Genomic DNA, 17,710 nt, shown 5'->3' on the forward strand with positions numbered 1-17,710 from the left:
GCGGCAAAGCTTCCGCCTTTTTGATCAGTAATACCAGGCGGAGTGGCGGCGGTTTCTCAGGCGTATCGTCAGGGCGACAATGCCGATGGCGACAGCGCCAAGCAGGAAGGGAATCAGCCCGAACACGGTGCTGACCGCCAGGCCCATCTCAATGCGCGGGCGGCTGGCATCGTTGCCTTGCGCCAGGTATTCCAGCAGGCCGGGCGCCTGCACAATAAGATTCAGCATTTGGGTGGCCACCCAGAAGCAAAAGAGAACGAACAGCGCATAGGCGATATTGCCCGGCACCGATCTTTCTGATTTTGCTGTCATTATGACCCGAGTAGCCGGAATAACGGCTTTCGACAATGAAATATCAGGCATCACGACCTCCCGTAAAAACGCAATCTGAACCGAATGTGTGGCATCTCATGGCGTGAATTTTGGCAGGTGATAAGCGTTGTCAATATCAGATTGCTGGTAATTTGGAGGCCAGAATCCTCCTGGATTTGCATTTTTTGCTCAAGTTAACATTTTCGTAACCTAAGGTAAATCTCGTTAACATTATGCTAGCGGAGTGCGTGGCAACCGCGCGTTTCTCTGCCGCCGATGTGCGACAATGCCAGCAGGCTTATTTTTGAATGCGTGAGGCGGCTATGTTAACCCTGAAAATGCGTCGGGACTGGCACTACTATGCGGTGGCGATTGGGCTGATTTTTATTCTGAATGGCGTGGTCGGCCTGCTGGGCCTGGAAACGAAGGGCTGGCAGAGCTATGCGGTGGGGCTGGTGAGCTGGGCGATCGGTTTTTGGCTTGCGGGCTTTATTATCCGCCGTCCCCGGGAAGAGTCGGACACGGCGGAGCCTTAAGAATTACGAAGTGATCGAGCTTTTCAGCGCGCAATCCTGCTGGTGGCGCTCAAGGGCAAGCTCAATCAGGCGGGTTATCAACTCCTGGTAGCTGATACCGCTGGCCTGCCACAGCTTGGGATACATGCTGATGTTGGTAAAGCCCGGCAGCGTGTTGATCTCATTGATGATCACGTCGTTAGTTTCCGTCAGGAACACGTCGACGCGGGCCATGCCGCTACATTCCAGCGCCTGATAGGCACGAACCGCAATTTTACGGATTTTGTCGTTAACGTCGGCGTCGAGCGCCGCCGGAACGACAACCTGTGCCGCCTGCTCATCAATGTACTTGGTGTCGTACGAATAGAACTCGCTGTTCACCACGATCTCGCCGCAGGTGCTGGCCTGCGGGTAATCATTCCCCAGCACGGCGCACTCGATTTCACGGCCTTTAATGCCGGTTTCAACCACCACTTTATGGTCAAACTCAAAGGCTAACGCCACCGCCGCGTGATATTGCTCTTCGGTGCTGGCTTTGCTGACGCCGACGGAGGAACCCTGGTTGGCTGGCTTGACAAACAGCGGCAGACCCAGCTGTTTTTCAACCTCGGCGAAGCTGATTTTGGCGCGGTTAGCGCGGGTTAGCGTGATGAACGGAGCCACGTTTAGGCCCGCATCGCGCAGCAGGCGTTTGGCGACGTCTTTATCCATGCTGACCGCTGAGCCCAGCACGCCGGAGCCGACGAACGGCAGATTGGCGACGCGGAGCATGCCCTGCAGGGAACCGTCTTCGCCCAGCGTGCCGTGCACAATCGGGAAAATCACGTCAATTTGGGAAAGCTGTTCTGCGGTGCTGGTTTCAATCAGCTGGTGTTCGGTCTGGCCGGGGACCAGCGCCACGTTTTTCTCTGACCGGTTCAGGGCGATAAGCGCCGGATTGTTGGCGTTCAGCAGGTAGCTGGACGCATCGTTGATATGCCACTGGCCCTGTTTATCAATCCCCAGCAGCACAACATCAAACTTCGACTTATCAATGGCGTCGACGATATTTTTTGCCGACTGCAGCGACACCTCGTGTTCTGCCGATTTTCCACCAAACACGATACCAACCCGCAGTTTTGCCATGCCTTTAATCCACCCATAAACTTTACGAAAGAGGACAACATAGCACGCTCATTCCGGGGATTCATGTGGTTCCTGCAACAACCTGTCCGGTCGGGCAGGATATGTGCTTTAGTAAGCAATCATGTCTGGATCGTAATGACAGCGCCGGGGCGCTGACGGCAATATTCATTAGTGTGATAAGCTTTCCTGAAATCGTTCTATTCTGGTTGCATCCCCTTTGAAAAAGCGCGCTATGGAGTCCTGGAAGGTCAATCTCATTTCGGTCTGGTTCGGCTGTTTTTTTACCGGCCTTGCGATCAGCCAAATTTTGCCTTTTCTTCCGCTCTACGTTGAGCAGCTTGGCGTCACTTCCCACGAAGCCCTTTCCCTTTGGTCCGGCCTGACGTTCAGCGTCACGTTTTTGGTTTCGGCTATCGTTTCGCCGATGTGGGGCAGCCTGGCCGACCGCAAAGGGCGCAAGCTGATGTTGCTTCGCGCCTCGTTTGGTATGGCGGTGGCGATTCTTCTCCAGGCCTTTGCCACCAACGTCTGGCAGCTGTTCCTGTTGCGCGCGGTAATGGGGTTAACGTCGGGTTATATTCCTAATGCAATGGCGCTGATTGCCTCTCAGGTGCCACGCGAGCGCAGCGGCTGGGCTATCAGTACGCTCTCAACCGGGCAAATCAGCGGCGTGATTGTGGGCCCGCTGCTCGGCGGTTTTATGGCGGATCATCTTGGGCTAAGGCCGGTATTCTTTGCCACCGCGGGGCTGCTGATGGTCAGTTTCCTGGTGACGCTGCTGCTGATAAAAGAGGGCGCTCGCCCGAAAATCAGCAAAGATGAGCGCTTGACCGGGAAGGAAGTTTTCGCCACGCTGCCTTACCCCTGGCTGATCCTCAGTCTGTTTATCACCACGCTGGTGATCCAGCTCTGTAACGGCTCGATTGGCCCGATTCTGGCGCTGTTTATTAAACAGCTGGCCCCGGACAGCAACAATATTGCGTTTATGAGCGGGTTTATCGCCGCCTTGCCGGGCATATCCGCGCTCTTTGCCGCACCTAAATTGGGCAAACTGGGCGACCGGATTGGCACTGAACGTATTTTGATGGCGACGCTGTGCTGCGCCGTGGTGTTATTCCTTGCCATGTCCTTTGTCACCTCGCCGATGCAGCTTGGCATCTTGCGCTTTTTGCTGGGTTTTGCCGACGGGGCAATGTTACCGGCGGTGCAAACGCTGTTGCTCAAATACTGCAGCGACCAGGTCACCGGGCGTATCTTCGGTTATAACCAGTCGTTTATGTATTTGGGGAATGTCGCCGGGCCTTTAATGGGGGCAGGGGTTTCCGCAATGGCCGGTTTTCGTTACGTTTTTGCGGCAACCGCCGTGGTTGTGCTGTTCAATGTCTGGCAGCTGGCGGTGGCTTTTAAGCGCAAGAATGCCCGCCAGGCGCTGGCCAGTAAAAGCACTTAGCCGCCAGCCAGTTTCTCTGTGTGGGATATTATTGAGCAAAATATGAAGATTGATTTCGACTTATTATTCATTTAGTCGCTACCACAGATTTAGAGAATAATATTCCATTATTCTTTTTTTGTGGTGCAAAAAATTCGTTGTCGGGATTATTATCAGACGGAATCATTTTAATATTGCTGCTATTTGCTGTGACGCACATATTTAACCTGAGATATTGCTCTCAGGTGGATCTGAGTGTTAACGTCATGCCTTAACCCCGCAGGGACTGAGAAAATGAAAAATCTTATTGCTGAGTTATTGGTTAAGCTCGCCGAAAAGGAAGAAGAATCGAAAGAGTTGGTTGCTCAGGTTGAAGCGCTGGAAATAGTGGTCACAGCCTTATTGAGACGCCTTGAACAGGGAGAACGTTCGGCGCTGGTTGCCAGCATTGAAGGGGCGTTAGATGATGCCTCCCCAAAGACGGCAGTGCCGGTCCAGGATACCGAATTACTCCGACAATATTTAAAAAAGCTCCTTATCCATCCCCGTAGTTGAATCAAAATTTACTGTCATATTAGTGTCATAAGTCATTTTTATACTCGCTCTGTTTTTATTTATATTCAGTAGTTACTACATGGAGAAAATAAAGTGAAACAGAGCGTAATTATCGCCAGCCTGCTGCCTTTGCTGCTTGCCAGCGCCCCATCAAAATCACAAGAAACATCCTCTTCCCCTCTGGAAAATCGCGCCGCTCAGGGAGATTTAACTCAGCCGGGTGGTGCTCGCCGTATTACAGGCGATCAAACTGAAGCGATCCGTGCCTCGCTCAACAATAAAACAGCGAAGAACATTATTCTGCTGATTGGCGACGGAATGGGCGATTCGGAAATTACCGCCGCCAGAAACTATGCCGAAGGGGCTGGTGGTTTCTTTAAAGGAATTGATGCCTTACCGCTGACCGGGCAATACACCCATTATTCTTTAGACAAGAAAACGAAAAAGCCGGATTACGTCACCGATTCTGCTGCTTCCGCCACGGCGTGGAGCACCGGCGTGAAAACCTATAACGGTGCGCTGGGCGTGGACGTTGACGGGAAAGATCACGTCACCATCCTCGAACTGGCGAAGGCGGCCGGTAAGGCGACGGGCAACGTATCCACGGCGGAAATTCAGGATGCCACGCCAGCGGCGCTGGTTTCCCACGTGACGGGGCGTAAATGCTATGGCCCAAGCTCCACCAGCGAAAAATGTGCCACTAACGCGCTGGAAAACGGGGGCAAAGGCTCCATTACCGAGCAACTGCTGAATACCCGCGCCGACGTGACGCTTGGTGGTGGGGCAAAAACCTTTAGTGAAACGGCAAAAGCCGGTGAATGGAACGGGAAAACGCTGCGCGAGCAGGCCGATGCCCGTGGCTATCAGTGGGTGGATAACGCCGCCGGCCTTGCGTCGGTGACAGAAGCTAACCAGCAAAAACCGCTGATCGGTATGTTCGCCGACGGCAATATGCCTGTGCGTTGGGAAGGCCCGAAGGCCACTTACCACGGGAATATCGATCAGCCAGCCGTGACCTGTACGCCTAATCCGAAGCGCGACAGCAGCGTGCCGACCCTGGCGCAGATGACCGAAAAAGCTATCGACCTGCTGAAAGGAAACGAGAAAGGCTTCTTCCTGCAGGTCGAAGGCGCTTCTATTGATAAACAGGATCACGCCGCTAACCCATGCGGGCAGATTGGCGAGACGGTCGATCTCGATGAAGCCGTGCAAAAAGCGCTGGAGTTTGCCCGTAAAGACGGCAATACCCTGGTTGTCGTCACCGCAGACCACGCCCATTCCAGCCAGATTGTGGCGCCGGACACCAAAGCGCCTGGCCTGACTCAGGCGCTGAACACCAAAGATGGCGCGGTGATGGTCATCAGCTACGGCAACTCCGAGGGTGAATCTCAGGAGCACACCGGCACCCAGCTACGCGTGGCGGCCTATGGCCCACATGCAGCCAATGTGGTGGGGCTGACCGATCAGACCGACCTGTTCTACACCATGAAATCAGCGATGGCGCTGGAGTAAAGGTGAGCTTGCGTAACAGGTAAGAAAAAAATGCGGCGGAAACGTCGCATTTTTTTTGCCTTAGGCCAGACTTTAAACGTCACAATAAAAAAGGAATAAGGTATGAAATTTTCATTATTAGCGGTGTTACTGGTAGGGCTGGTTGGGTCAGCAACGGCGGCGGATAAAACGATGACGCCGCAGCAGCAGCGTATGACGACCTGTAATCAGCAGGCGGCTTCGCAGTCTCTGAAAGGGGACCAGCGTAAGAGCTACATGAGCAGCTGTCTCAAAGGGGAAGCGCCTGCCGCGGCGGGGAAAACCCTGACGCCTCAGCAACAAAAAATGAAGGACTGTAATGCGGACGCGGCGAAGCAATCGCTGAAGGGCGACGCCAGAAAAACCTTTATGAGTAATTGCCTGAAGAAAAAATAAGTTGTTTTGAATGACCCTCACCCCGGCCCTCTTCCTGAGAGGGAGAGGGGGGGACGGTCGATTTATGCTCGATTCAGAGCCCTCTCCCCTCGGCAGAGGGCTTTTATTTTGGGTTTTAATGAGGGGATTTATGCTCGATCTAATCCCCTCTCCCCCGCGGGGAAAGGGTTAGGGTGAGGGGCTATATCAAAATCAGGACTTCCCGAGCAGCTCTGACTTCGCCATACACTTCACCATCGCTTCCATCACGGCAGCGCGGAAACCTTTCTCTTCCAGCACTTTGACCGCTTCAATGGTGGTGCCGCCAGGGGAACAAACCATGTCTTTCAGCTCACCCGGATGGGTACCGGTTTCCAGCACCATCTTCGCCGAGCCCATCACCGCCTGAGCGGCAAACTGATAGGCCTGTTTGCGCGGCATACCGCCCAGCACGGCGGCATCGGCCATGGCTTCGATAAACATAAATACATAAGCCGGGGCAGATCCGCTGACGCCCACGACCGGGTGGATCATCGCTTCGCTTACGACTTCGGCCTGGCCAAAGCTGCGGAAAATGCTCACCGCATCGGCAATGTCTTCCGGCGTGACTAGCGCGTTTGGCGTGACCGACGTCATGCCCGCGTTCACCAGTGCAGGGGTATTCGGCATTGCACGGATAATTTTCCGGTCATGGCCCAGCACTTTGGCCAGGGTTTCCAGAGTGATACCCGCGGCAATGGAGATAATCACGGTGTCTTTGTTCAGGTCGGAGTTAACTTCACTCAGCACCTTAAGCATGATGTTTGGCTTCACGGCACCAAAGACGATGTCGGCTATCTGCGCAACTTCCTGCGCGCTCTGCGCCGGGTTAATGCCGTATTCTTCGCACAGGGCCTGAACTTTGTCCGGCGACGGGGTGTAGATCCAGATATTGCCGGCAGGCACAAGGCCGCTGGAAATCAGGCCGCCGAGGATGGCTTTGCCCATGTTACCGCAGCCAATAAACCCTATTTTCTTGTCCATAGCATGACTCCATGGTGATGTGTTTTGTTATTTGATGGTAATAGCTTAACCAGACTTCTGACAAATCTAATGGGGATAAAATTCTGCAATGTGTCGCCATAAAAATAAACTGGAAAATCAATTCATTGATTTTCGGATGATAACCACAAAGAGGGAAAAACCACGCTTTTTCCCTCTTTGTCAGCAATCTCTTAACGCGCTTTTTACCGCTTAGGCTATGTTTGCACGCAACGGCGAACGGCCGGGGTGGAAACAGATAAATTTTGTCATTCGGCAAAAGCACGGCAAAATCGCCCCCATTCCCACCGAAAGTCAGGAGCCATAATGCAAATTTGGGTGGATGCCGATGCGTGTCCAAAAGTCATCAAAGAGGTGCTGTTTCGCGCGGCAGATCGCGCTCAGGTTATGGTCACGCTGGTGGCTAATCAGGGGATGAAAACGCCGCCGTCGCGGTTTATTCGCAGCCTGCAGGTTGCCTCTGGATTTGACGTGGCGGATAACGAAATAGTGCGTCGCTGCGAGAAAGACGATTTGGTTATCACCGCCGATATTCCGCTGGCGGCAGACGTGCTGGAGAAAGGGGCGGTGGCGCTGAATCCCCGGGGCGAGCTTTATACCCCTGCAACCATTCGTGAACGCCTGACGATGCGTGACTTTATGGATACTCTGCGCGCCAGCGGCGTGCAAACCGGCGGGCCGGACAGCCTGAGCCAGCGCGACCGCCAGCAGTTTGCCAATGAGCTGGAAAAGTGGCTGCTGAAGGTCGCGCGGGCGCAAAAGTCTTAGATAAAGCTGTCGTCGTCGTCGCCGTAATCGTCGCCGTAATCGTCGCCGCCAAAATCATCGTTACCGTAATCGGTATTGTCCTGCGACTGCCAGCCGCCCTGGTTCTGGAACTGACGGTCATCGACCTGGCTGTAGTCGTTGACCGAGTCGAATGAGCTGTTGTCGAAGGTCGGCGCCGGTTCATTGATAATATTGACGATCTCTTCCGGCTGGCTGCGGTGGAACATGCTGGTCAGCATTTCTGCCACCACGACACCACCGGCTACGCCCGCTGCGGTTTGCAGCGCGCCAGATAAGAACCCGCCTCCGGCACGTGGGGCGCTGGCCGGGGCAGCCTGTTGCTGTGGTGCACCATATCCGCCCTGTTGTGGCGCGCCGTAGCCTGGCGCAGAAGAGGTGCCATAGTTCTGGCTACCCGGAATCGGATCGGAGCCACGAGCAGTATTATTACTGCTGCTGCCGCCGCCGAACAACCCGGCAAGGAAACCGCCGCTGCTTTGCTGCTGGCGAGATTTCTGCTCCAGCTCGCTCACCTGCGCTTCCAGGGCCTGAATTTTGCCATTCAGCTGCTTCATGGCCGCTTCCTGGATAAGGATCGTCTGCGTCATGTAGTAGGCGGCACCCGGCTGCTGGCTGAGGTGTTGCGCAATCCGCTGTTCGGCGGCCGCATCGCGGGTGGCACTTTGGCTTTCGGCCTGTTTCAGACGGTCAAAAAGCCCGTCAATAAGACGCTGCTCTTCAGCTTGCATGGTTCATACCTCTGTCATGATGAAATCTTAAAACGAGTCTGGATCACATTCAGCGTAGGTGAAACGCCTTAATCGTAAAGCTAACCATAAATGTGTTACCGAATCTCAGATTAAGGGTTGTCATTGGCCTGGCGTTTAAAGTATTGTGGCGCAGTTAGCAGGTGGTGGATTTAGTTTACACTTGTTACGTATCAGTTAATGCCGTTATAGCTGGGTTTTGAGCGATAGATTTTATTTTTGTAATTATAAGTTTACACTTGTCGCGTACTAGTTTAATGGTATTATCGCACTCTGTTTTCCTGCTTTTGCCCCTTGTGGCCTCAGGCCCGCATTTCCGAGGATTATCTTTGATGACTCAACCCCTATTCTTAGTCGGCGCGCGCGGCTGTGGTAAGACGACCGTTGGTCACGCATTGGCGAGAAAGCTGGGTTACGCCTTTGTCGATACCGACAGTTTCCTGCTGAACCACACCGGCAAGAGCGTGGCGGAGATTGTGGCCGAAGAGGGCTGGGAAGGGTTTCGTGCTCGTGAATCCGATGCGCTGCAGCGCGTAACGGCTCCGGCGACGGTTGTGGCGACCGGTGGCGGGATGGTGCTGGCTGAGGGCAACCGTCAGTTTATGCAGGAAAATGGTATCCCGGTTTGGTTACATGCCCCGGCTCAGATTCTGGCTTCGCGCCTGAGCGCTTCTCCAGAAGAAGGGCAGCGCCCAACGCTGACCGGTAAAGGCATTACCGACGAAATTGTCGATGTTCTAGCCGCTCGCGAAGGGCTCTACCGGCAGGTTGCCCGTCATATTGTGGACGCTACCCGCTCTCCTGATGCGGTAGTGGAATCTATCCTCAGCGCATTACAAATGGCCCGCGCCAGTTAGCCTATACTTAACGCTCATCCATAAGAAATTAAGGACGAGCGATGGCCATTCAGCCACTTTTCGTCGAGAGCCTGACCGGCAGGATCAGGCGTACGCCGCGCGTGCGACCTTCTTCCTAAGAGAAACGTTTATCTCATTCATTTAGCTAAAATATATTCCTTAGAGATGTTGCTCAGTAGTTGATGTTTCGTTAAGGATTTCGATGTCGCTCTGGTTGTATGCTGCGGATTGTGGCGATCAAAAAATGATCGACCCGGCGGAGTTATTTCATAGCGGACGTGGAGCAATGCAGCGAAGAGGGCGGTAACTGAGTAATAGCGGAGCGAAGCATGAAACCAACTGTAGCCATTCTCACCGTCGGCAAAGTGTCAGTCAGTGAGGTTTTACCTTTTTTAACTGAACATATCTCTGAACAACAAATCTCTCAGGTCAGCCTGTTGGGCAATCTCTCCCCCGATGAGGTTCGCCGTCAGTTTTCCCCGTCCCCCGGTGAAGAAACGCTGCTCACGCTATTGGCGGATAACACCATTACGTCAGTCGGGCGGGACAAAATCTCCATTGCGATGCAGGGCATCATCGAACAGCTGGATAATCAGGGCTACGAAGTTATCCTGCTGATGAGCACGATGCCGCTGACGGGGTTAAGCGCCCGCAATGCCATTCTGCTGGAGCCTGAGCGTATCATTCCTCCGCTAGTGGCGTCGATTGTGGATGGTCATCAGGTAGGGATCATTCTGCCGGTTGCAGAAATGATTAAGTTTCAGGAGCTGAAGTGGCGCAAGCTGACCCATCCGCCGCTTTATTCGCTTGCGAACCCGATCCACGGTAGTGAAGCCGAGCTGCTGGAGGCCGGAAAAAAACTGATGGCTGAAGGGGCGGATGTTCTGGTCCTCGACTGCCTTGGCTACCATCAAAAACACCGGGATTTACTGCAAAAGCAGCTGGATGTGCCGGTGCTCTTATCCAACGTACTGGTGGCCAGATTAGCCGCAGAATTGCTTATCTGAACGGAATTAACAATTTGCGTGACAGGCCGGAGAGTTCGCCTCTATAGTGGTTTTTTCACTAATGTCGATAAAGGGCCTGTCCATGCTTCAGAGTAACGAGTACTTCTCCGGGAAAGTAAAATCCATCGGTTTTACCAGCAGCAGCACTGGCCGTGCGAGCGTTGGGGTGATGGCGGAGGGGGAATACACCTTCGGGACCGCCCAGCCGGAAGAGATGACCGTAGTGAGCGGCGCTTTGCACGTTTTGCTGCCGGGGGAAACAGAGTGGAAAACCTATGCTGCGGGCGAAGTCTTTAACGTTCCGGGCCACAGCGAGTTTCATCTGCAGGTTGCTGAGCCAACGTCCTACCTTTGCCGCTACCTGGCCGATAAATAACTGACTTTCAGGCCCCTCGTTTCACCGCGAGGGGCTTTTTTTATGCGTCAGCCACGGCAATTAACGCTGTGCTTCTCCGCCGAGGGCTTCCACCAGGTTGGTAATCAGCGCCGACAGCTCGCCGGTCATCAGAATAAAATCGGCGTCGAAACGTCCGCCAAAATCTTCCCGGTCGATATCGTCGTTCTGTTCGCGCAGGATATCGGCAAACTTCAGGCGTTTGACTGAGCCATCGTCCGCCAGCACGAACTGAATACGCTCCTGCCAGTCCAACGCCAGCTTGGTGACCACTTTGCCGGTTTCAATGTGCGCGGCGATTTCATCGCATACCAGCTCTTGCTGCTTGCAGCGGATCACGCCGCCGCCTTCAAGGATTGCCTTGAGCTCAGCTTCGTCCATCAGCGCAAAGCCTGCCGGAACATCCCCTGAACGTACCCACTCGGTCAGCGTCAGTTCGATAGGGTTTTCCAGCGCCAGCGGGACCACCGGCAGAGAACCCAGGCTTTTACGCAGCAGAGCCAGCGTATCTTCCGCTTTTTTGGCGCTGGCGCAGTCAACCATGATCAGGCCGTTGACGGTGTCTATCCACATCATAGTCTGGCTAAAGCGGCTGAAAGCGCGCGGCAGCAGGGAGTGCAGCACTTCGTCTTTGAGGGAATCTTTCTCGGTCTTCTTCAGCTTGCGGGCCTGTTCCGCTTCGAGCTTATTGATTTTGGCTTCAAGAGCCTGTTTGATGACCGGAGCGGGCAGAATTTTTTCTTCTTTACGGGCGCAAATCACAATCTGGCCGTTGGCAACATGGGTTAATGCATCGCTGTGCGAGCCCATCGGCGACACCCAGCCGGTTTTGGCCATGTCCTGGCTGCCGCAAGGGGTGAAGGTGAAGGCGGCTAACTGTTTTTCCATTGCATCCGCCGTCAGCGTGATGTCACGGCTTAAACGGTAAACCATTAAATTTTTAAACCACAGCATGATTCTGTCCCAGGTTGTCAGTTAAACGCAGCGGGCATGATAACGAATTGACGGCCTCGTTTCATTGTCTTTGCTTGGCCTGCATTTTAGGTAGTTGATAATTATCACCAAATGAGGAAGTTCTTGTGCGCATAGGTATCGATCTCGGTGGGACTAAAACAGAAGTGATCGCGCTGGCAGACGACGGTAAACAACTTTATCGCCACCGTTTGCCCACGCCAAAAAACGACTACCAGGCCACCATCAAAAACATTGTTGAGCTGGTGCGGCTGGCGGAAGAAGCCACGGGCGAGACCGGTACGGTAGGGCTTGGGATCCCGGGATCGATCTCCCCTTATACCCGAGTGGTGAAAAATGCGAACTCAACCTGGCTGAACGGGCAGCCGTTTGACAAGGATCTTAGCGTGGCGCTCAAGCGCGAAGTCAGGCTGGCGAACGATGCTAACTGCCTGGCGGTGTCGGAAGCGATTGACGGCGCTGCCGCAGGGGCGCCGATCGTCTTCGCGGTGATCATCGGCACCGGCTGCGGCGCGGGCGTGGCGATCAATGGCCGAAGTCTGATCGGTGGCAACGGCACCGCGGGCGAGTGGGGGCATAACCCGCTGCCGTGGATGGATGAAGACGAACTGCGTTTTCGGAAAGAGGTGCCGTGCTACTGCGGCAAACAGGGCTGTATTGAGACTTTTATTTCCGGCACCGGATTCGGCACGGACTACCAGCGCCTGAGCGGGAAAACGCTGAAAGGGCACGAAATCATCAGTCTGGCAGAGCAGCAGGATCCATTGGCAGAGCTGGCTATCAGCCGCTATGAGACGCGTCTGGCGAAGTCGCTGGCGCATATCGTCAACATTCTCGATCCGGACGTGATCGTGCTGGGCGGCGGGATGAGCAACGTGGAGCGTTTATACCGGACGGTGCCGCAGCTGATCAAACCGTGGGTGTTTGGCGGCGAGTGTGAAACGCCCGTTCGCAAAGCGGTGCACGGGGATTCCAGCGGCGTTCGCGGTGCGGCGTGGCTGTGGCCGATAGAGAAGTAAATCGCCCCTCACCCCAGCCCTCTCCCCAAAGGGGAGAGGCGGAAAACAGATGCCGGAAACGTGGTTTTTTCCCTATGCCTCTGGGAGAGGAGTAGGGGGGAAGGGAAAAACCAGAAGCGACAGCGTAGTTGAAGCTAGTACCGGGTTTAAAGCGAAACACGGTTCAGGCTTAAATCGCCTTCGTTTTCTCTCCGACTGGCCAGGGTCCGGACGTCGGGAACGGCCGGAGGCTGAGAGCGTCGGGAACGCATCTCAGCCGGCCCAGGACTGGGAGATAAAACGGAGGTCTGCCGCTTCAGCGGTCGATTTATTTCGCCGGGAGTCCGGGTTCTCAGGGGAATGACGGTGATTCCCCTGAGACGTTCACCGATGCGGTGGTGACATATGAAACCGAACTGGAAGTGAACGGAACCTTAACCGTTCCTTCATAAGCGTACTTGTGACTTAAAGAGCGTTCCCTCTGGTGAGAGCCTGGCAAGGATCACTCCACCGCGAAAGCCTTATCCAGCCGGCTGACACCTAACCCGTTAATCTTCTTCACCTTAATCTGCACCGGGATCCGCTCCTTCATCGCCTCAACGTGACTGATCACGCCGATGGTTTTGCCGCTGGCGTTCAGCGTATCCAGCGCGTCGAGTGCGGTATCCAGCGTCTGCGCGTCCAGGGTGCCAAAACCTTCATCCAGGAACAGGGAATCAATCCGGGTTTTATGGCTGACCAGGTCGGATAACGCCAGCGCCAGCGCCAGGCTTACCAGGAAGCTTTCGCCGCCGGAAAGCGTGCGGGTGTCACGTACCGCATCGGCCTGCCAGGTATCGACCACCTGTAATTCAAGCGCTTCGCTGTCTTTACGCTGTAACAAGTAGCGCCCGTGCAGGCGATTGAGCTGATTGTTTGCCAGCCAGACGAGGTTATCCAGCGTCAGGCCTTGCGCAAATTTGCGGAATTTATCCCCTTCTTTGGAACCGATAAGCGCGTTGAGGTAGCCCCAGTCTTCCGCCTGCGCTTCACAGGCTTTTATTTCCTGCATCAGCGTTTGCTGGCGAACGCGGTTTTCCTCGTCGTGCCGCAGCTGCTGGGTAATTTGACCCTGTTGTGAAGCATTCTCACGCAGTTGGAGGGCCAGCGCCGTGATTTTCGCCTCCAGTGCGCCAGGATCTGTTTCTTCATGCAGATTTTCTGGCCGCGCCGATAAGTGTTGGGTCAACGCACTTTCCGCCTGTTCCAGCAGAGTGACCTGCTGTTGATGCTGGCGTTCCAGAAGCTGTTTACGCTGTTCCAGCTCAAGGCGCTCGGCTTCTTCCAGCAGAGCGCGGCGGAAATCGGCTTCGTCGCTGAACTGGCTGGCCAAAAGCGCATTCCTGAACTGCGTTTGAGCCGCCGTGCTTTCTTCTTCGCTTTGCTTCAGTTGCTCCTGCAGAGACTGGCGCTGACCTTCCAGCAGGTTGCAATCGTTATGCAGCGCTTGCCAGTTTTGCAGCGCCGCCTGATGCTCGTGTTCATCCAGCGGCTGCGGGGCGGAGCCATCGTCCGCAAGGGTTGAGAGCAACATGCCGAGAGCGGAGAGCTGCTGGTGAAGCTGCGGCAGTTTGTCCTGCTGGTGCTGCCATTGCTGAGATTCCCTTTGGCGAGCTTCCAGCCAGGTTTGCTCTTCGCCAGGCTCAGGATGCTGGAGACCGGCCTGCTTCAGCCCCGCTTGCAGCGACGCGCGCTGTGCCAGGTAGTCTGCTTTCAGTTTTTCATGCTGCTGGCTGTCGCGTTGATATTGCGCCTCCAGCGCCTGCCGCTCGCCAAGCTGCCGCAGCTGCAGCTCGCGCTGTTCCTGCTCGTCAAGCCAGGCGCTGAGATCGTCCTGAGGCGTTAAAGCGATGGCAAGTTCCGCACACTGCTGCTGCCAGCGGGCCGAGAGCGACGTTTCCTCTGCCTCAATGGTGCTGCTGGCCTGCGCCAGTTTTTCGCGCTGCTGGCGCTGGGTATCAAGCTGACCTTTAAGGGCAAAGCCAAGCTCTGCGAGTTTAGCCACTTCTTGCTTAAGGGCGGCCAGGCGCTGTTGGTTCTCCCCAGGTTCGAGAGCCTTATACGCCTCTACAGCCGGGTGTTGGGTTGAGCCGCAAAGCGGACACGGCGAGTCAGGCTGCAGGCGTGCGCGCTCGGCTTCAAGGCTTTGGATGCGCTTTTCCTGTTCGACGACTTTTTCCAGATCCGCTTCGTGCTGGCGTTTGTCTTTGTACTGCTGGCGCTTTTGCCCCAGGTCAACGTCTCGCTCGGCAATCTGTTTCTCCAGCTCGACAAGCTCGCGCTGTTGCTCGGTTTTGCGTTTCTCCAGCGTGGCAAACTGCGGCTGCAAAGTAGCCAACAGTTGGCGAGCAGGCCGGGTTGCCAGCATCCGCTGTAAATGAGCGCTCACTTCATCAGGAGAAAGGCTAAGCTTTGGCTCCGGCAGCGCATGCAGCTTTTGCCGACTGGCCTCGAGCGCCTGCTTTAGCTCAGTAAGCTGTTTTTCGTCGCGCTGCTGCTGCGTGAATGCCATGCGCCAGCCCGTCAGTTCGGCAGACCAAAGTCGATAACGGTCATTCGCCGCTAGCCAGTCTTCGACCTGCTGAGCTTCTCTCTTCAGCCGCTGAGCCTGTTCGGCGGCCAGCATTCGGGTTTGCTGCCGGCGGACGGAAAGCTGCTGTAAGCGGGTATTCACTTTCTCCGCCGCCTCGCTGTTTTGCTTCAGCGACTGCTGCTTTTCCTGCAGCCGCTGCCAGTCAGGGCGAAGTTTTTCGGCGGGCAAAGCTCGGGTCAGTTTCGCCAGCATGGGCTCTGCGTCTTTGACCGCCTGACTGGCTGTGCCCAGCGCCTGCTGCTTTTGGGCTTTGTCGGCAGAAAGCCGGGTTAGCTGAGCGAGCCATTGCTGGTGCTGCTGCTGCTGTTGGTGCTCCACGGAAAGCTTTTTCTCTTCCAGAGTGAGCGCCTGCAAACTCTCGGTAAGCTGCTGTTGCTGCTCAGCGGTTAGTAGCGCGACGCCGGAAGCCTGAGCCAGCAGGTTTTCAAGGCGGCTTTTGATTTGCTTATGATTTTCAAACACCGCGGCGGAAACGGTGCCGTAAATCTCCGTGCCGGTCAGCTCTTCAAGCAGCGAGGCGCGGTCGTTGGCATCGGCGTTTAAAAAGGCGGCGAACTGCCCCTGGGAGAGCATCATTGAGCGGGTGAAACGGTCGTAGTCCAGCCCGGTGAGCGCGGCGATAATCTCCAGCTTGTCTTTGATTTTATCCGCCAGGATTTTGCCGTCGCTGATTTGAGCCAGCTCCACGCGCGGCGCCTGAAGGTTGCCGTTTGCCGCGTTGCGGGCGCGGTTCTGGCTCCAGAAGGCGCGATAGCCCGTACCTTTTACCTCAAACTCGACTTCGGCCAGGCATTCTGCGGTGTCGCGGGTCATCAAGTCATTTTGCGACTGCGACACGGTGCTGAGGCGCGGTGTCTTGTGGTACAGCGCGAGGCAAATGGCATCCAGCAGGGTGGTTTTGCCCGCGCCCGTGGGGCCGGTGATGGCAAACAGCCCGTTGCTGGCGAAAGGCTCCTGGGTGAAATCAATTTTCCACTCGCCTTTCAGGGCGTTAATGTTTTTTAAACGCAGGCTGAGGATCTTCATGCCTGTTCCTCCCGCTGGTGCAAATCTGAAAGGGTTTGGGCAAACAGCGTTCTTAGCCTGGCGGCGCGCTCCTCGCTGGTTTCTTCCTGACTCAGCCGCCGCTCAAAAACTTCTTCAACGCTTAACTCGCTCAGCGTCTCTTTATGCTGGCTGGCAATCACCCGCTCGCGCTGTTCGCGGCTGCGGCGCAGCAGAACAACTTCAACCGGCAAATCGTCTGTGAGCGCCTGCACCTGGCGCTGCATGTCGTGCAGATATTCGTCGGTGGCGATTTCGATATCCAGCCAGACTTTGGGTTCAGCAGGCGCGTTTCGCCACTGCTCTAGCTGCCGCTCGATTTCACTCAGCGACCCTTTCACGATGGCCAGCGGCTGGCTGATGGGGACTTCCAGAGGCTCGACGCTGGTTAGCGCTCCGCCGCTGAATGTCACCAGAAAAACGGTTTTTGCTTTGCCGGTTTCGTCGAAGCTCAGCGGAATCGGCGAGCCGCTGTAGCGAATATGCTCCGTGCCGCCAATTTTTTGCGCGCGATGAATGTGCCCGAGCGCAATGTAGTCGGCGGGCGGGAAGTGCTGCGCCGGGAAGGCATCCAGCGTGCCAATATAAATGTCACGCACCGCATCGGATTTCGTGACGCCTACCGTGGTCAGGTGCCCGGTGGCAATTATCGGCAGCGGCTGGTCACCGCGAAGCGCCACGGCGGCGGCATAACATTGCTGATAATGTTCGCTGATGGCTTCCATTAAAGAGCGCTGTTTTTCATGGCTGGACAGCCCCGCCTGGCTGCTTTGAATGTCGCGAGGACGCAGGAAAGGAATAGGGCAGAGTATCGCCCCCGGCGTGCCGTCTTTTTGATTGAGCAGCAGCGCCTGTTCGTCTTTGTTATGGCGGGCGCTGGCAATGACTCGGGTGTTCAGGCAGGCCAGCAGCTCCCGGGATTCATTCAGGGTAGCTACGGAATCGTGATTCCCCGCCAGCACCACGAGCTGGCAGCCGGTGCTCTGCAGCTGCACGACAAAACGGTTATACATTTCACGGGCGTAGCTCGGCGGCGAGCCGGTGTCAAAGATATCTCCCGCGACGAGGATCGCATCCACCTGATGCTCGACCGCGGCGTTTAATAGCCAGTCGAGAAAGGCCTGATGTTCAGAGGCCCGGCTTTTGGTATAGAAGTTTTGGCCGAGGTGCCAGTCTGATGTGTGGAGAATGCGCATAACCTGTCCCATGGCAAAGAGGCGAATTACCGATTATAAGCTATTGAGCTGGCAGCGTAACCGCCAGTAAAAATCCATGGCTGTCATAATTCAAAAAGGTGAAATATCTTGCCGTCATCTTTTTCATAAATCTGTCACAAATCTGACGCATACTGGCGCACAATTAATAAGAGATGGTCTCTTTTCAACAGGG

17 protein-coding genes are annotated in these 17,710 nt (G+C 55.3%); 10 read left to right on the forward strand and 7 right to left on the reverse strand.

Annotation, left to right across the window (positions count from 1 at the left end; translation table 11 throughout):
- Window positions 1-24: 24 nt before the first annotated feature.
- Window positions 25-363 (reverse strand): DUF2755 family protein, encoded by a 339-nt coding sequence (locus AAIE02_RS00915; protein WP_039296508.1) that lies wholly within the window; start codon window positions 361-363, stop codon window positions 25-27.
- Between the two features lie 272 nt (window positions 364-635).
- Between AAIE02_RS00915 and AAIE02_RS00920 the strand changes: the two genes are divergently transcribed.
- Window positions 636-848, forward strand: coding sequence for a DUF2754 family protein (locus AAIE02_RS00920; RefSeq protein ID WP_336708929.1), 213 nt, complete (start codon window positions 636-638; stop codon window positions 846-848).
- Window positions 849-851: 3 nt separating this feature from the next.
- Here the strand turns inward: AAIE02_RS00920 and ddlA are convergent, their stop codons facing one another.
- Complete coding sequence (ddlA, locus tag AAIE02_RS00925) at window positions 852-1,952, reverse strand: D-alanine--D-alanine ligase (RefSeq protein ID WP_008454473.1); 1,101 nt, start codon at window positions 1,950-1,952, stop codon at window positions 852-854.
- A gap of 232 nt (window positions 1,953-2,184) precedes the next feature.
- On the opposite strand from ddlA, the gene AAIE02_RS00930 reads away from it, so the two are divergent.
- From AAIE02_RS00930 to AAIE02_RS00945, 4 genes are all read left to right on the forward strand, one after another.
- Entirely contained in the window at window positions 2,185-3,402 is a 1,218-nt protein-coding gene (locus tag AAIE02_RS00930) for an MFS transporter (RefSeq protein WP_166994373.1), read from the forward strand.
- Window positions 3,403-3,675: 273 nt separating this feature from the next.
- A complete protein-coding gene (gene iraP / locus AAIE02_RS00935; protein WP_038475168.1) occupies window positions 3,676-3,936 on the forward strand; it encodes an anti-adapter protein IraP in 261 nt (86 codons plus the stop codon).
- 93 nt (window positions 3,937-4,029) lie between these two features.
- The gene (gene phoA, locus AAIE02_RS00940; protein WP_498531820.1) at window positions 4,030-5,448 is read left to right on the forward strand and encodes an alkaline phosphatase; all 1,419 of its coding nucleotides are present in this window, start codon (window positions 4,030-4,032) and stop codon (window positions 5,446-5,448) included.
- A gap of 102 nt (window positions 5,449-5,550) precedes the next feature.
- The gene (locus AAIE02_RS00945; protein WP_008454479.1) at window positions 5,551-5,862 is read left to right on the forward strand and encodes a PsiF family protein; all 312 of its coding nucleotides are present in this window, start codon (window positions 5,551-5,553) and stop codon (window positions 5,860-5,862) included.
- 192 nt (window positions 5,863-6,054) lie between these two features.
- Here AAIE02_RS00945 and proC read toward each other — a convergent pair whose 3' ends face one another.
- Window positions 6,055-6,864 (reverse strand): pyrroline-5-carboxylate reductase, encoded by an 810-nt coding sequence (proC, locus tag AAIE02_RS00950; protein WP_008454480.1) that lies wholly within the window; start codon window positions 6,862-6,864, stop codon window positions 6,055-6,057.
- A gap of 324 nt (window positions 6,865-7,188) precedes the next feature.
- Between proC and AAIE02_RS00955 the strand changes: the two genes are divergently transcribed.
- Window positions 7,189-7,650, forward strand: a complete 462-nt coding sequence (locus AAIE02_RS00955) for a YaiI/YqxD family protein (protein ID WP_008454481.1) — start codon at window positions 7,189-7,191, stop codon at window positions 7,648-7,650.
- On the opposite strand, the gene AAIE02_RS00960 is transcribed toward AAIE02_RS00955, so the two are convergent.
- A complete protein-coding gene (locus AAIE02_RS00960; RefSeq protein ID WP_166994377.1) occupies window positions 7,647-8,399 on the reverse strand; it encodes a DUF2076 family protein in 753 nt (250 codons plus the stop codon). The two genes, AAIE02_RS00955 and AAIE02_RS00960, sit on opposite strands and share 4 nt — an antisense overlap.
- A gap of 350 nt (window positions 8,400-8,749) precedes the next feature.
- Here AAIE02_RS00960 and aroL point away from each other — a divergent pair, with 350 nt between their 5' ends.
- The 3 genes from aroL (at window position 8,750) to ppnP (ending at window position 10,657) form a co-directional block, all read left to right on the forward strand.
- Window positions 8,750-9,274, forward strand: coding sequence for a shikimate kinase AroL (aroL, locus tag AAIE02_RS00965; protein WP_039290701.1), 525 nt, complete (start codon window positions 8,750-8,752; stop codon window positions 9,272-9,274).
- 329 nt (window positions 9,275-9,603) lie between these two features.
- The gene (locus AAIE02_RS00970) at window positions 9,604-10,281 is read left to right on the forward strand and encodes an AroM family protein (RefSeq protein ID WP_008454484.1); all 678 of its coding nucleotides are present in this window, start codon (window positions 9,604-9,606) and stop codon (window positions 10,279-10,281) included.
- 82 nt (window positions 10,282-10,363) lie between these two features.
- Window positions 10,364-10,657, forward strand: a complete 294-nt coding sequence (ppnP, locus tag AAIE02_RS00975; RefSeq protein WP_008454495.1) for a pyrimidine/purine nucleoside phosphorylase — start codon at window positions 10,364-10,366, stop codon at window positions 10,655-10,657.
- A gap of 60 nt (window positions 10,658-10,717) precedes the next feature.
- Here ppnP and rdgC read toward each other — a convergent pair whose 3' ends face one another.
- Window positions 10,718-11,629 carry a recombination-associated protein RdgC gene (rdgC, locus tag AAIE02_RS00980; protein WP_008454497.1) on the reverse strand — a complete coding sequence of 304 codons (912 nt, stop codon included), beginning with the start codon at window positions 11,627-11,629 and terminating at the stop codon, window positions 10,718-10,720.
- A 125-nt stretch (window positions 11,630-11,754) separates the two neighbouring features.
- Between rdgC and mak the strand changes: the two genes are divergently transcribed.
- Window positions 11,755-12,666: a fructokinase gene (gene mak / locus AAIE02_RS00985; protein ID WP_166994379.1), complete on the forward strand. Its 912-nt coding sequence runs from the start codon at window positions 11,755-11,757 to the stop codon at window positions 12,664-12,666.
- 481 nt (window positions 12,667-13,147) lie between these two features.
- Here the strand turns inward: mak and sbcC are convergent, their stop codons facing one another.
- Both sbcC and sbcD read right to left on the reverse strand, forming a co-directional pair.
- The gene (sbcC, locus tag AAIE02_RS00990) at window positions 13,148-16,303 is read right to left on the reverse strand and encodes an exonuclease subunit SbcC (protein WP_498531821.1); all 3,156 of its coding nucleotides are present in this window, start codon (window positions 16,301-16,303) and stop codon (window positions 13,148-13,150) included.
- Window positions 16,300-17,517, reverse strand: coding sequence for an exonuclease subunit SbcD (gene sbcD / locus AAIE02_RS00995; RefSeq protein ID WP_498531822.1), 1,218 nt, complete (start codon window positions 17,515-17,517; stop codon window positions 16,300-16,302). Before sbcD ends, sbcC begins: the two co-directional genes overlap by 4 nt.
- Window positions 17,518-17,710: the final 193 nt, after the last annotated feature.

This window comes from Cedecea sp. Ae19-4, assembly GCF_059801165.1.

Excerpts from the sequence above, each read along its gene's own strand:
- AAIE02_RS00915 (WP_039296508.1), bottom strand. The coding sequence starts at position 363 with ATGCCTGATATTTCATTGTCGAAAGCCGTTATTCCGGCTACTCGGGTC.
- AAIE02_RS00920 (WP_336708929.1), top strand. The coding sequence starts at position 636 with ATGTTAACCCTGAAAATGCGTCGGGACTGGCACTACTATGCGGTGGCG.
- ddlA (WP_008454473.1), bottom strand. The coding sequence starts at position 1,952 with ATGGCAAAACTGCGGGTTGGTATCGTGTTTGGTGGAAAATCGGCAGAA.
- AAIE02_RS00930 (WP_166994373.1), top strand. The coding sequence starts at position 2,185 with ATGGAGTCCTGGAAGGTCAATCTCATTTCGGTCTGGTTCGGCTGTTTT.
- iraP (WP_038475168.1), top strand. The coding sequence starts at position 3,676 with ATGAAAAATCTTATTGCTGAGTTATTGGTTAAGCTCGCCGAAAAGGAA.
- AAIE02_RS00945 (WP_008454479.1), top strand. The coding sequence starts at position 5,551 with ATGAAATTTTCATTATTAGCGGTGTTACTGGTAGGGCTGGTTGGGTCA.
- proC (WP_008454480.1), bottom strand. The coding sequence starts at position 6,864 with ATGGACAAGAAAATAGGGTTTATTGGCTGCGGTAACATGGGCAAAGCC.
- AAIE02_RS00955 (WP_008454481.1), top strand. The coding sequence starts at position 7,189 with ATGCAAATTTGGGTGGATGCCGATGCGTGTCCAAAAGTCATCAAAGAG.
- AAIE02_RS00960 (WP_166994377.1), bottom strand. The coding sequence starts at position 8,399 with ATGCAAGCTGAAGAGCAGCGTCTTATTGACGGGCTTTTTGACCGTCTG.
- aroL (WP_039290701.1), top strand. The coding sequence starts at position 8,750 with ATGACTCAACCCCTATTCTTAGTCGGCGCGCGCGGCTGTGGTAAGACG.
- AAIE02_RS00970 (WP_008454484.1), top strand. The coding sequence starts at position 9,604 with ATGAAACCAACTGTAGCCATTCTCACCGTCGGCAAAGTGTCAGTCAGT.
- ppnP (WP_008454495.1), top strand. The coding sequence starts at position 10,364 with ATGCTTCAGAGTAACGAGTACTTCTCCGGGAAAGTAAAATCCATCGGT.
- rdgC (WP_008454497.1), bottom strand. The coding sequence starts at position 11,629 with ATGCTGTGGTTTAAAAATTTAATGGTTTACCGTTTAAGCCGTGACATC.
- sbcC (WP_498531821.1), bottom strand. The coding sequence starts at position 16,303 with ATGAAGATCCTCAGCCTGCGTTTAAAAAACATTAACGCCCTGAAAGGC.
- sbcD (WP_498531822.1), bottom strand. The coding sequence starts at position 17,517 with ATGCGCATTCTCCACACATCAGACTGGCACCTCGGCCAAAACTTCTAT.